Genomic DNA, 13,907 nt, shown 5'->3' on the forward strand with positions numbered 1-13,907 from the left:
ATAGGTTATTTTTTTGGTAAGAAATGTGAATAGCGAACTAGCAAAGAGCACTAGAGAAGACATAGAAGAGAAAGTGAAAAAGATTATACTAGAGCACATTAGTAAGGATGTAGAGAAATTCAACAGCTCTTCAAAGCTTTCGGAGCATGGTGCAGACAGTTTAGATGCAGTTGAAATCATCATGGCGGCAGAAGAAGAGTTCGGGATAGAAATCCCAGATGAAGACGCACAAAAAATGGAAACTATGGAGCAAATAGTTGAGTACATTAATAGTAAAAAAGGCTAATAGTTAGTGTTAAATGAGCAGAAGAGTAGTAGTCACTGGTGTTGGTTTAATCACTCCACTAGCGGCAGATGTTGACAACACTTGGTCAAGGCTGATAAAAGGCGAGTCTGGCATAAAAGCAATCAATACAGATAGATTTGACTCTTCTGATCTTGCTTGCAAGGTTGCAGGGCAGGTGCCTGTGCAATCCGATAACATTGAGAATTACTTTAATCCTGTAGGTTATATTTTTGAAAAAGATCTAAAAAGAACGGATCGTTTTATTCATTACGGCATTGCAGCAGCGATTCAAGCTGTGGAAGATTCATCTTTAGAAGATTCAAAAGTAGATAGAGAACGTGTTGGCGTAACTATTGGCTCTGGTATAGGTGGTCTTCCGTCAATTCAGGAAAATGTTATTACCATGCAGGAAAAAGGGCCCAGACGTGTCAGTCCATTTTTTGTCCCTGCAAGTCTAATAAATTTGATATCTGGCCATATTTCTATTAAATACAAATTTACAGGTCCAAACGATTCAGCAGTAACCGCATGTGCAACAGGTGCGCATGCAATCATAAACTCAGCAAGAACTATAAAACTTGGTGAAGCGGATGTTATGATTGCAGGTGGAGCAGAAAGTGCACTGTGTAGAGTTGGAATTGCAGGTTTTGCATCTATGAAGGCGTTATCAACTAAATTCAATGATAAACCCAAAGAAGCTTCAAGACCATGGGATGCAGAACGCGATGGTTTTGTTATGGGTGAAGGAGCAGGTATATTGGTGCTGGAGGAATACGAACATGCAAAAAAAAGGGGGGCAAAAATACATGCTGAACTGGTTGGGTACGGACTGACAGGGGATGCACACCACATTACAGCACCACATCCAGAAGGAAGAGGCGCATTTAAGGCAATGCAGCTTGCTTTAAAGAGCGCACAAATTAATCCCAATCAAGTAGGGTATATTAATGCACATGGGACTTCAACACCACTTGGAGATAAAATTGAAGTAATAGCAATGAAACAGTTATTCGGTGACTACGTTTATAAAATACCTATTTCTTCAACTAAATCTTCTATAGGACATTTACTTGGTGCTGCAGGGAGCGTTGAAGCAATATTTAGTATTCTTGCGTTAAATAATGGAATTATTCCGCCAACCTTAAATTTACATAACCCTTCAGAAGGATGTGATTTAAATTTTGTACCACTTAAAGCTCAAGAGCATAAAATTCAATATGCACTTTCTAATTCGTTTGGTTTTGGTGGCACTAATGCATCGCTCATCTTTGGAAAAAATTATAATTAAACCTCTTAAGGATAAAATAAACGTAAGGTATCAATAATTGGCTAAGGAAGAAAACAATGGTGTCACGCTACTTGGATGACGGAGGGAGAAAAAGCAAATTTTTGCCTTTTACGATCAATCTATTATACTTAGTAAGACTTCAATAAATTAATGAATATATACTTTATATCTAATTAAATGCACAAGATATTAATAAGAAATAACTACAAATCCCTGGTCGGAAAAATCAAGATTAATGGTTCAAAGAATGCTATTTTACCGATAATGGCAGCAAGTCTATTGAGTAGCTTCCCGGTGATTTTGCATAATGTACCTGATTTAATTGATGTGCATCTAATGTCTAAGCTGCTTGAGAGTCTTGGGGCGAAAGTGAGCTTTACATGTAATAAAGATTATAAAGCAAATCATACTTTGGAAATTGACTGCGGTAATATCAACCATCACGTAATGTCACATGAAACTGCAAGTAAGCTGCGAGCATCTTTTTTAATGCTAAGTCCAATTCTCAGTAGATTTGGTAAAATCACAACAGTCTTTCCTGGTGGATGCAATATCGGAAAGCGTCCCGTTGATATGCATATCAAAGCATTAGAAGAAATGGGAGCTAAAATTAAAGTTGAAGGCTGTAATATAATTGCAACAGTGAAAGGAAAGCTACAAGGAAAAGAGGTTACACTTGAGAAAATAAGCGTTGGTGCAACAGAAAATATAATAATGGCAGCAACACTTGCAGAAGGAGTGACAATAATAAACAATGCTGCAACGGAGCCGGAAGTTCTTGATTTAATAGAGTTCCTAAAGAAAATGGGTGCTAATATTGAGATTAGTGATACAAGGATCACAATAACAGGAGTTGAAGCATTAAATGGATGTATTCATAAAATAATACCAGATCGCATAGAAGCAGGCACCTATGCACTAGCTGCTATAATAACCGGTGGTAAGTTGGAGTTAGAAGGAATAAGTCTATCTGATATAAGATGTATTGTGAATGAATTGAAAGCTATAGGGGCTAATGTTGAACTATATAATGAGGGGGTTATGATTTCCAGAAAAAATGGCTCTATTAAGTCTGCTAACGTTGTGACAGATCCATACCCCAACTTTCCCAGTGATATGCAACCACAACTGATGTCTGCAATGTGCATCGCTGATGGGATATCAGTAATTGAAGAGAACGTTTTTGAAAACAGATTTGCACATGCAGATGAATTGAGAAAGTTAGGTGCTAATATCAGCATCGAGAAAAGCAAAGCTACTATAAGTGGAATAAAAAGCTTATCTGGAGCTAATCTATATGCTACTGACTTAAGATCAACAGCAGCTTTGGTGCTTGCTTCTTTGGTAGCCGGTGGAGAAACTATAATAAACAATTCACATCATTTATGGAGAGGATATGAAGCAATGCATGAAAAACTCAATTCATGTGGAGCTGATATCTCCATTTCGTCTTGAGGATATTTTATGAATGAAGCAACCAAACGAACTATAGTAAAAGAAATAGATGAAATCTTATATGAAGAACATAAGGTATTAGACCATGGATTTATTCGAGTAGTGGATTATATGGGCTCTGACAGTAGCATAGTTCAAGCTGCTCGTGTTTCTTATGGCAAGGGAACAAAACAGATAAGTCAGGATGAAGCACTTATAAAGTATTTAATGAGACATCATCATACAACTCCATTTGAAATGTGTGAAATTAAGTTTCACGTGAAACTTCCAATTTTTGTTGCAAGGCAATGGATAAGGCATAGAACTGCAAATGTGAATGAATATTCAGCAAGGTATTCAATACTTGATAATGAATTTTATACACCTAAACCAGAACAAGTTGCAAAACAATCTGACAATAATAAACAAGGTAGTGGGGAAGCTTTTGATCCAGATACCTCAAAGGAAATAATAGATTCTCTAACAAATGACTCTAATTTAGTATATTTTCATTATGAAAAATTTATTGAGCAGGGGCTTGCAAGAGAAATTGCCCGAACTAACCTAACGCTTAATTACTACACGCAATTTTATTGGAAAATAGATCTACATAACCTTTTTCATTTTTTGAAGCTTAGAGCTGATAAGCACGCCCAATATGAAATCAGAGTTTATGCAGAAGTTATGTTGGATATAATAAAAAAATGGGTCCCATTGGCCTACAATGCCTTTGTTGAATATTGCCTAGAATCAGCCTGTATTTCAAGAACTGGTTTAGACATAATTCGTAAATTAATTAAAGGGGAAACCGTTACTAGAGAAGAAAGTAATATTGGTAAAAGAGAATGGGATGAGCTGATGTCTATACTTGATAAACGATCTTAAAGATAAAGGCATATACATAAATCTTTATGGCAATTGTATATCTCTATAGATTTATAGGTGTAAGCAACAATTTACCAGTATTGTTATCAACTGATATATCAACTATTTTTGAATTTGTTCTCTCTCTTGTTTCATAAAGTTCCTCAGCTTTCCTTAACATTAATGTTGCGTTTCTAAGCGTAACGTAAATTTCACAATGATCTGGAGAATTTTCAATATACATATTATATGAATAAAAATTTACAGCCAGTTCCACTGCCCTACAAACCTCCTCTGATGTAAAATTAGCAACTCCTGTATTAGGACAAAAGCCAACTGCTCCTCTATTAGGGTCAAAAAATATGTATTTACCATTCTCTGCTTTATATACCAACATAGAATGTGCAATATTCTCGTCATCATCATCACTATCTCCTTCATTACAAGTATAACAGGAGAAATTAAATTCTAAGCAGCATTCTATCTCTACATTATCCAAAGCACACTTAACTTTTTCTTGATTAATATGGATCCATACTTCTGTTGACGATAAATCATTACACTCTTGTTCATATATTGTCTTGTCATAAAATTGATCTCCCTCACGTCTCTCAATGCTCTGAATATGAAGAATAGGTAAGAATTGTAGCAAGATCTGCGTTGCTAATAATCCGGTCGTTTGTTCTTTTCTTCCATCAACATAAGCTATAAAATCTTGTTCAGACACAACATCACCAGACTTGAGAAGTTTAGCAAAGTCTTCCCTACTCTTTAATCCTAAAAGAGTAATAAAATAAATTAATGGCTGACATAGGCCTTCTTCGGGATCAAAACCCAAAATTCCTTCAAATCTACTTCTTAAGTGTACAATTTTTGATATGCTATCTGACATAAAGTCATTCAAATTAAATTTTATAGCTTGCCTGCTATCAAATAGCTCTCTGTACTGTTCTTCAGCTAATAAATCCGATTTATATACATATCTACCATTCTCTCTATGTATACCTTCTACATTTCTAATGATGCCTTGTTCCACATTTTTACTAATGGCAGATTTGTTTTCATGATCTCTTATATTGGTAGTTTGATTTAAAAATTTCACTACTTCTTGCCCTGAAAAAATTCTATCAATTTCTTCATTTGCAATTTTGAAAAATACTTTAATTTGAGAGTTATCTTCGGAAGTATAAACTTTTAATATATTAGACTCAGTAATACTATTAATATATTTCTTAACGTATCTTGGCATATTAATTATTTAAATTATTAACTATATAAGCTAATAATATAATAATTCACACCATCGGGCAATTAATATTTTAATAAAATACTTATTAAATTTAATTTATTATACTAATATTGATCAAATTAACTCATCACTTTTATAGAACATCTCATTGAAATCATGTAGAGTTCCAAAATCCTGACCCTTGATAAATAGGTGATCATTAGCAACATGTGCTTCATCAAGAGTAAATTGCTCGTAACGATGATTGTGAGCGGGCCTAACAATTTCATTATATAAAACCATTACTTGCTCACGGTTATATCCACTGCCGTCATGGTACTTGCCACGTACGGTATCATAAAAATTCTTTATATCATCATATGTCACTTGCAGCTCCACCTTATACTTTCCCACTTCAAGAGGACTTCCTGTCCTTATTTTTAAGGGATATTGTGAATTTGCAACACTGTTAGAAATTTCTGCTTCAATATCAGAATTTTTATCCATATTTTCTATCACACTTGCCATAACAGTTTCTTGTTCGTCTTCTATTGGTTTTGCTTGTTTTTCAATTTTATTATTGCTACTTTCAGTTTCCACAGTGACTTTTCTTGTTTCCATATCTTTTTGAGCTTTCTCATTACTTTGCTTGCGTATTTCATCTCCATGCAATTTCTCCTGCAGGGCTTTTTCCATGTCAGCATAATCGTCACGATTGCTTTGCGAAGCTGGTTGATCTTCAACATAACTGCTGCTATCATCCGCTTGCATTTGATCTATATAGTTAGATTCTTCTTCCTGTATAGTATTTTTTGTGACTCCCTTAAGGTAATCAAGCATATCTTTTCCAGTCTTTTCCCAACTTGCAGCATCTGCATATTTTCTATCACTATTGATTACATCCTTTAATATTCTTCTATCATCTATCCATTGTTCGGCATGCTCAAATAGCGTCCATCCTTCATTACCATGAATATCAACATCAGCTCCATTCTTTATCAGGTACTTTACTTTGTCCAATTGCCCATGCCTTACTGCATGAATAAGTGGTGTCCAGCCTTCACTATCTCGAACATCAATATTTGCATTATTCTTTATTAAATATTCTAATATCTCTTGATTTCCTAAATTAACAGCAAAGTGTAAAGGTGCTAAACCGTAACTATCTTTAACATTAACATCTGCACCATGCTCTATTAGGTAATTTGCTACCTCTGTATTTTTTATGCTCATGGCAAAATGTAGTGGAGGTTTGCCAGAGCTAATATCACGAGTATTAATGTCTACATTGTGATCTATTAAGTATTTAGCTATCTCTGTATGTTTTAGTTCAATAGCATAATGCAGTAGTGTTTGAGCAGAGGTGTTTTTGACATTAAGATCTGCACCATGTTCAACTAAATTCTTAACTATTTCTGTATGTCCTAGCTTAACAGCAGTAAACAATAGAGGAGTATAACCTTTACTATTAGGATCTGCATTATGATCTAACAGATATTCCACTATTTCTGTATTATCTGAATAAATAGCACTTTGTAGTGGCGTTCTGGAATAAGCATCCTGAATATTAGGATTTGCACCATGATCTACTAAGTATTTAGCTATCTCTGTATCTCCAGATTCAACAGCATAGTGTAAAGGTGTTTTGTAATAAACATATTGAGTATTAGTTTTCTGATAATAATTGTCCTGAATATTAAGGTTCGCACCATTATCAATAAGGTATTTTGCTACTTCCGTATTTCCTGACTGAATAGCATAATGTAGTGGCGTTTGTCCGTTATGGTCTCTTGCATCAATATACGCATTGTGTTCTATAAGCGTTACTATCTTACTTAAATCTCCCAATGAAGCAGCAGAGTGCAAAAGTGTTGCACCGTTTTCATCTGCCTTATTTACATCTTCTATAACGTTTTTCTTACTATCCTCATCAACTACCCTTTTCTTCCTAGATTTAATTTCATTTCCTACCACAACTTCTTCGTCTATTTGTTCATCATCAATTGTAAATTCAGTACCTATCTGATTACTATCTTCCTCCAACTCATTAGATAATTTTTCAGATAGCTGATCACCACTCAAATATGGTTCTTTTGAATATTTAGCGTAATTATAGGGATCAGTGCTGTCTGCTGAATAAAACCCACTTTCAAAGTCTGAGTAGAAGCTTTTATTGAGCACAAAGAATAAATTTTCATAATCAAGTAGCATGTCATAATCAGAACTAACACAATGCAAGAATTCACTATCTTCATAATCTGCTATATAGAATTTTTCGGAATCAAGGGTAATTTCATTTGTCCCCTTACCTTCTGCAGTAAACTGTAAAACTACTGCTGAACGCCCGTTACCTACGTCATTACCTTTTACCACTTTAAACAAGGTAATTTCACCTTTTCCTATGAGCTCCTTTAATTCCTCATTCTTTTGATCTAATTCTTCCTCTGCTTGTCTTTTCTCTCTTATCAATTTCTCCTCTTTTTCAGTAGCTTTATTTTGCAACTGTAAAAACATCTCTTGTGTGGTTAAGCTATTTGTGTTGCTTAAAAAATTATCTAACACATTTGATGCAATTGGTGACAATTCACCGTGATCATCAAATACTTTTTCCTTTGCTTTATCATAGTGATTTGGGTTATAGATTGCATACAGAGGATAAAAACCATAATCTGCTATTGACGCCCCATCAGATGATAGTTCCATTGAGAATCCATAGTGATTAAGTGGAAGATTGGAAGTTAAATATCTACCGTTATCATCCCTAACGTATAGCTCGCTTCTACCATTGTGCTCACTATATTTATTGTAGTAGATATAAAAATTCTCATGGTTAAGATTGAAGTGATCATCTAGATTATCGAATTGAATTGTACTGCCAAGCTTCTCGCGCAAAAGATTTTTGCTTTCATCTGTAAGCTTTATACGTGCAGAAAAGTATAGTATTTTCTAAAATGAATGATAAATTTCCATTATGGTATTACCAACCAAAAGTTGTAAGTCTGTACATTTATACATTAGAGGTCTGAGGCGGCTTTTGATGGTATGCCAACAGTGTTCTATGGGATTCAAATCTGGTGAATATGTTGGAAGATACAGCACATGACAGCCAAAAGACTCTATTAATGATTTTGTTTTAGTGGTCTTATGAAATGTAGCATTATCCATAACTATGGTTGTGCCAAGTGGCAATTTAGGTAATAACATCTTCTCCAACCATATATTGAATACCTCTTTGTCACACCCACCTTTGAAAGTCATTGGTGCAATAAATCTCATTCCAATCCACCCGGCTACTATACTGATTCTCTCTCGAGTTCTCCCTGGAATATCTGCATAAATTTTCTTTCCTCTTGGAGCACGTCCATATTCTCGGTATAATTTATTATCAACTCCTGCTTCATCTATATATAAGATGCTGGAATGGTCTATTTTTGAGATTTTATCAATAAACTGCTGCCTATCTTCTTGATTGCGCTCTTGATATAGTGTGACTTTTTTTTAAAGTAATTTTTAGCTGTTTTAGTCTATACCAAATTGAATTTATTCCAAATCCAAGATTTTGTTTCATCTCTGCCAGAGTATGATCTGGATTCTTTGTAACATATTCTTCGAGTATTTTTGGGTCTATTTTTCGAATAAAGCTGCCGTTTTTAGATGGCTTGAGGCTTTCACCAGCAGCTTTCTTTTTTAACCAGCGGTACAAAGTTGCTATTCCTATCTCCAGAAGCTCTGCCACCTCAACCTTCTTCTTCCCTTTTCCTATCATCGATATTGCCTTTTCTCTTAAATCCACACTATACGCCATTATAACCCAAATACCTTATTATACCTTTATCATTTACTTTGGGAAATACTATAGTTTCTCCATTTTTTACCTATTAAGCTAAACTACCATCTTTTTCTCTCTTTTCATATTTTTTGTCCACAGAGCCTAGATCTCTTGCTACTTTTGCAACTGGTTGACCTGCCTTTCTTTGTTCATTTGCCAGCTTAACAGCTTCCAATTTGAATTCTGCCGTATATTCTCTTGCCATTTCTAATCCTCCAAAATTTTATTTTACCCGAAAAAACTCCTTTCTTTCTCTCCACTTTTTCTGGGTAAGGTCAGTATGTGGCCAGTAAAGATGCGAAGAGTTTTTTGAGCGATTTAAAGAAGGTATATCAAGCTTCAAGCAAGGAAATTGCCGAGAATTATCTGTTGGAATTGGATGAAAAATGGGGCACAAAGTACCCTATGGTTATAAAATCTTGGCAGAATAATTGGGAAAACTTGTCTGGTTATTTTAAGTATTCTGGTCCAGTTAGGAGGATAATCTACACCACCAATCCCATAGAGGGGCTACATAGGCAAATTAGGAAATTCACTAAGACCAAAGGCTCATTTACCAGCATAAATGCCTTGTATAAGCAGGTATATTGTGCTATAAAGAAGGCAGAGGAAAAGTGGACGATGCCTGTACATGATTGGGCATTAACTATCTCTCAACTTGATGTTTTCTTTCCTGGCAGATTGAAAATTGAGTCGAACTAAAAATGCGGTTTGACACAGTTTATTTAACACTCCCGCAATGCTGGCTAATAATGTTGATGTCAACACTATTGTCAAGTTTACTGGCCTTTCTATTAGTGAGATTGAAGAATTAAGTGGAAATTTGTGAGCGGTTACAAATAATTTACCATTTCTTCTGGTTTCACTATCCTTTCAAACTCCTCCTCAGTGAGCAGTTGAAGTTTTGCTGCTGCTTCTTTTAGAGTGATATTTTCTTTATAAGCAAGCTTCGCTATTTTTGCTGCATTGTCGTACCCTATATGCGTATTTAATATAGTGACCAACATCAACGACTGATTCAGTAAATCTTTTATCCTCTCTTCATTTGCTTTAATACCAACTACACATTTTTCTGTAAAATTTAAACTTGCATCAGCTAAAAGTCTTATAGACTGCAAAACATTGTAAATTATCACTGGCTTAAACACATTCAATTCAAAATGACCGTTTGAACCACTAATGGTTACAGCAACATGATTTCCCATAACTTGAGTGCATACCATAGTCACCGCTTCACACTGAGTTGGATTCACTTTACCTGGCATAATTGAAGAACCAGGCTCATTTTCCGGTAACATTATTTCCCCAATTCCGCATCTTGGACCAGAACCAAGCAACCTTATATCATTTGCAATTTTCATTAAACTGACTGCTACTGTATTGAGTGTTCCACTGAGCTCAACTAAAGCATCATTTGCTGCTAGCGCTTCAAATTTATTGCCTGCTGAAGTAAATGGAAGGTTAGTAATTTCTGCAACTTGGCTTGAAAAATCTTCAGCAAAACCCTTTTTAGTATTGAGTCCCGTGCCAACTGCAGTGCCACCTTGTGCAAGCTCATATATATCACTTAAAGTTGATTTTACTCTCTCTATCCCCTTTTTAATCTGGACTGCATAGCCAGAGAACTCCTGTCCCAGTGTTAGGGGCGTTGCATCTTGCAGATGAGTACGTCCTACTTTTATTATATCTTTAAATTCCTGAACCTTATTATCCAGCACCTTATGCAATTTTTCAAGATTTGGAATAAGCAAGCAGTTTATTTGCTCTGCTGCTGCTATATGCATTGCTGTTGGAAAGGTGTCATTTGACGACTGACCATAATTCACATGATCGTTTGGATGTATTGGAGATTTACTACCCAAATTACCACCTAAAATCTCTATTGCGCGATTGCTGATCACTTCATTCATATTCATATTAGTCTGCGTTCCGGATCCGGTTTGCCAAACAACAAGCGGAAATTCATTATTAAATTTGCCATCTATTACTTCCCTTGTGGCTGCGCAGATTGCGTCCCCTACCTTATTATCTATGCTACCCTGCTTCATGTTAACACGTGCTGCTGCAAGTTTTACTATTGCTAATGCTTTAATCAGAGGCTCTGGCATTTTTTCTGTGCCAATCTTAAAATTTTCTAAAGAACGCTGAGTCTGCGCTCCCCAGTAATGTTCACTTGGTACTTTTACTTCCCCTAAGCTGTCTGATTCTATTCTTACCATACTTTTTCCTTTGCATTAGAATTCTGTTACTCTACTACTTATAGCTGACCCAAGCAACATGTCATACCGCGAATGAATCGCGGTATCTCGGCATAGATTCCGCTAACTAGTAGCGGAATGACGAATTTGTCATTTTCCAAATTGTCGGTAAATCTAAGTCAGTTTAGCTATACTACATTTCTTGGTTAATTAAATCATATTGGATTTTAGTGTCAAGTGTACAAACATTGCAATATGGTACAATGTTACGACGATGTCATGCAAGTAGCCGACACTGGCATCCCAGTACCTTCATCCTGTCACCCCAGTGACCATGTAAGGAGGGCGTTATTCCAGTGCCAGCTACTCGTATGACAAGAAAGTAGCACTGGGATCTGGTAGACTCAAATCACAATGTTTGCACAATTGTACGCTTGACCATCCTAGTTCTGGTCACACGCTACCATTCTTGTACAGCCACAAATAGAAAATTTACGCTTTAAAAGGATTATATACATCGATTTCCTTAGAATTACTCTTTTTCAATTTTTTACTTAATAATCTCAAAATAGGCTGTAAATCACCATTAATTGATAAGCACAGCACTTCTTTATTAAGATAATTGGCTAGGTGATTCTTCTTTTCCAGAATTTCTGCTTCCCTCAATAAGTCGCATTTGTTCAGTACTACAATTTCTTCTTTTTTAACAAGATCGCTATCGTAAAGCTCCAGCTCATTATGTGTACAATTATAAGCTGAAATAACATCATCGTGAGTTGCATCAATTAAATGAAGTAAAATTTGACACCTTTCTATGTGCTTTAAAAATTTATGTCCGAGCCCAACTCCAAGGTGAGCATCAGTAATTATTCCAGGGATATCTGCTATTACAACTTCGCTATCATCCACTTTTGCCACACCTAAGTGGGGTCTTACGGTGGTAAATGGATAATCGCCTACTTTTGTATCCGCATTCGAACAGCGAGTCAAAAATTTTGATTTACCTGCGTTTGGCATGCCAATAATTCCAACATCTGATAAAACTTTTAGTTTTAATAATACATGTTTTTCTTCGCCAGGCTGACCGTAAGTAAAATGTCTTGGTGCCTTATTAGTAGAAGATTTAAAATTAGTATTTCCAAGTCCACCTTTTCCACCCTGTGCTATTAAAAATTCCATATCAGGCTTGTCAAGATCGACTATTATCTCTTCACTTTCTTCATCAATTATTTGTGCACCGACTGGAACTTTAAGTATAACGTCTTTCCCTGCTGTGCCAGATCTATCCCTGCCTGCACCATTTTTCCCACTATCTGCTTTAATGTGTCTTCTATAACGAAAATGAAGCAAAGTGTTGAGATTAGCGTCGCTGATGAAAACTATGTTTCCACCCTTTCCTCCATTACCACCATTTGGACCACCAAATTCAACGAACTTTTCTCGACGAAAACTTGCACAGCCGTCACCACCGTCACCGGCTTTTAAACACAATTTTACTTCGTCTATAAAACCCATGCTAACCCACGATAATATTTAGCATCCTTTCCTAATGCGCTTTCTATTCTCATTAGCTCGTTATACTTCGCGAGTCTATCAGAACGCGATAGCGATCCGGTTTTTATCTGCCCGCAATTTGATGCAACTGCTATATGAGATATTGTTGTGTCTTCTGTTTCACCTGAGCGATGAGAAATCACAGCTTTATAGCCATTTGATTTTGCCATTTCAATAGCAGCAAAAGTTTCTGTTAACGTCCCTATTTGATTTGGCTTGATCAGTACAGCATTTGCCATTTTTTCCTCTATTCCTTTGCATATCAGTTCACAATTTGTAACAAACAAATCATCCCCTACTAATTGAACTTTACTCCCCAATTTTGCAGTAAGTAATTTCCAACCTTCGTAATCGTCTTCACTCATTGCATCTTCTATAGAAATTATTGGATATTTTTCCACAAGATTACAATAATATTCAGTCAATTCTTTTGAAGTAAGCTCTTTATTTTCAAATTTGTAAATTCCATCTTCATAAAAAGTAGATGAAGCAACATCAAGGCCTAGTGCAAAATCACTTTGCGCTGAATAACCTGCTGATTCTATAGCGTATATGATCAAGTCAAGTGCTTCTTCAGTACTTTCAATATTTGGTGCAAAACCGCCTTCATCTCCTACATTTGTGCTATAACCTTTTTTCTTAAGAATGCTACGTAAGTTATGAAACACCTCCGCAGATATTCTGATTGCTTCACTGAAAGTCTCAGCACCGACTGGAAGAATCATGAATTCTTGAAAATCGAGCTTATTGTCTGCATGTACTCCACCATTAATTATGTTAATGAGTGGAACCGGCATAACACTCATCTGCTTTCCTCCCAAATATCTATACAACGGTATTTTGAAACTGTTTGCTGCTGCTTTTGCAACCGCAAGAGACACACCCAAAGTTGCATTTGCTCCAAGTTTAGATTTATTTTTTGTTCCATCTAGTTCAATTAATGCTTTATCAATTGCATTTTGGTCCGCTGCGTTCATTCCAATGATTTTATCTGTTATCACTCCATTTACAGCTTGAACAGCTTTCAGCACTCCCTTACCACAATACCTTTTCTCATCTTGGTCTCTGAGTTCCAAGGCTTCTAATTTACCGGTTGAAGCTCCAGAAGGTACAGATGCTCTGCCTATTGCTCCATCACAGAGCTCAATCTCTACCTCAACAGTGGGGTAACCCCTGCTATCTAAAATTTCTCTTGCAAATACGTTATTGATTATCTTATTCATTGC

General features: G+C 35.8%; 12 protein-coding genes and 2 pseudogenes. 6 read left to right on the top strand and 8 right to left on the bottom strand.

Annotated elements, in window-relative coordinates:
- Positions 1-25 precede the first annotated feature (25 nt).
- The 4 genes from acpP (at position 26) to thyX (ending at position 3,893) form a co-directional block, all read left to right on the top strand.
- Positions 26-286: an acyl carrier protein gene (gene acpP, locus ACQH1X_RS00305; RefSeq protein WP_341811841.1), complete on the top strand. Its 261-nt coding sequence runs from the start codon at positions 26-28 to the stop codon at positions 284-286.
- Positions 287-299: 13 nt separating this feature from the next.
- Entirely contained in the window at positions 300-1,574 is a 1,275-nt protein-coding gene (gene fabF, locus ACQH1X_RS00310) for a beta-ketoacyl-ACP synthase II (RefSeq protein ID WP_425386232.1), read from the top strand.
- A gap of 177 nt (positions 1,575-1,751) precedes the next feature.
- On the top strand, positions 1,752-3,029 hold the full coding sequence (gene murA / locus ACQH1X_RS00315; protein WP_425386233.1) for a UDP-N-acetylglucosamine 1-carboxyvinyltransferase: 1,278 nt from the start codon (positions 1,752-1,754) through the stop codon (positions 3,027-3,029).
- 9 nt (positions 3,030-3,038) lie between these two features.
- The gene (gene thyX, locus ACQH1X_RS00320; RefSeq protein WP_425386234.1) at positions 3,039-3,893 is read left to right on the top strand and encodes an FAD-dependent thymidylate synthase; all 855 of its coding nucleotides are present in this window, start codon (positions 3,039-3,041) and stop codon (positions 3,891-3,893) included.
- Positions 3,894-3,936: 43 nt separating this feature from the next.
- Here thyX and ACQH1X_RS00325 read toward each other — a convergent pair whose 3' ends face one another.
- The 5 genes from ACQH1X_RS00325 to ACQH1X_RS00345 form a co-directional block, all read right to left on the bottom strand.
- Positions 3,937-5,121, bottom strand: a complete 1,185-nt coding sequence (locus ACQH1X_RS00325; RefSeq protein WP_425386235.1) for a hypothetical protein — start codon at positions 5,119-5,121, stop codon at positions 3,937-3,939.
- Positions 5,122-5,235: 114 nt separating this feature from the next.
- Positions 5,236-7,803, bottom strand: a complete 2,568-nt coding sequence (locus ACQH1X_RS00330; RefSeq protein WP_425386236.1) for an ankyrin repeat domain-containing protein — start codon at positions 7,801-7,803, stop codon at positions 5,236-5,238.
- Between the two features lie 243 nt (positions 7,804-8,046).
- Positions 8,047-8,547 (bottom strand): IS630 family transposase, encoded by a 501-nt coding sequence (locus ACQH1X_RS00335; protein WP_306794344.1) that lies wholly within the window; start codon positions 8,545-8,547, stop codon positions 8,047-8,049.
- 10 nt (positions 8,548-8,557) lie between these two features.
- Positions 8,558-8,905: an IS630 transposase-related protein gene (locus ACQH1X_RS00340; RefSeq protein ID WP_425385784.1), complete on the bottom strand. Its 348-nt coding sequence runs from the start codon at positions 8,903-8,905 to the stop codon at positions 8,558-8,560.
- A gap of 73 nt (positions 8,906-8,978) precedes the next feature.
- Positions 8,979-9,134 carry a hypothetical protein gene (locus ACQH1X_RS00345; RefSeq protein WP_425386699.1) on the bottom strand — a complete coding sequence of 52 codons (156 nt, stop codon included), beginning with the start codon at positions 9,132-9,134 and terminating at the stop codon, positions 8,979-8,981.
- 71 nt (positions 9,135-9,205) lie between these two features.
- On the opposite strand from ACQH1X_RS00345, the pseudogene ACQH1X_RS00350 reads away from it, so the two are divergent.
- Both ACQH1X_RS00350 and ACQH1X_RS00355 read left to right on the top strand, forming a co-directional pair.
- Positions 9,206-9,631 (top strand): annotated as a pseudogene (locus ACQH1X_RS00350) (transposase); the annotation flags it as partial.
- A gap of 34 nt (positions 9,632-9,665) precedes the next feature.
- Positions 9,666-9,758: pseudogene (locus ACQH1X_RS00355) on the top strand (Rpn family recombination-promoting nuclease/putative transposase); the annotation flags it as partial.
- Between the two features lie 4 nt (positions 9,759-9,762).
- Here the strand turns inward: ACQH1X_RS00355 and fumC are convergent.
- From fumC to eno, 3 genes are all read right to left on the bottom strand, one after another.
- A complete protein-coding gene (fumC, locus tag ACQH1X_RS00360) occupies positions 9,763-11,148 on the bottom strand; it encodes a class II fumarate hydratase (protein ID WP_425386237.1) in 1,386 nt (461 codons plus the stop codon).
- 471 nt (positions 11,149-11,619) lie between these two features.
- The gene (gene cgtA / locus ACQH1X_RS00365; RefSeq protein ID WP_425386238.1) at positions 11,620-12,642 is read right to left on the bottom strand and encodes an Obg family GTPase CgtA; all 1,023 of its coding nucleotides are present in this window, start codon (positions 12,640-12,642) and stop codon (positions 11,620-11,622) included.
- Positions 12,630-13,904, bottom strand: coding sequence for a phosphopyruvate hydratase (gene eno / locus ACQH1X_RS00370; RefSeq protein ID WP_425386239.1), 1,275 nt, complete (start codon positions 13,902-13,904; stop codon positions 12,630-12,632). The genes cgtA and eno overlap by 13 nt, the downstream gene beginning before the upstream one ends.
- Positions 13,905-13,907: the final 3 nt, after the last annotated feature.

This window comes from Wolbachia endosymbiont (group A) of Barypeithes pellucidus (assembly GCF_964030885.1).
GTDB lineage: Bacteria > Pseudomonadota > Alphaproteobacteria > Rickettsiales > Anaplasmataceae > Wolbachia.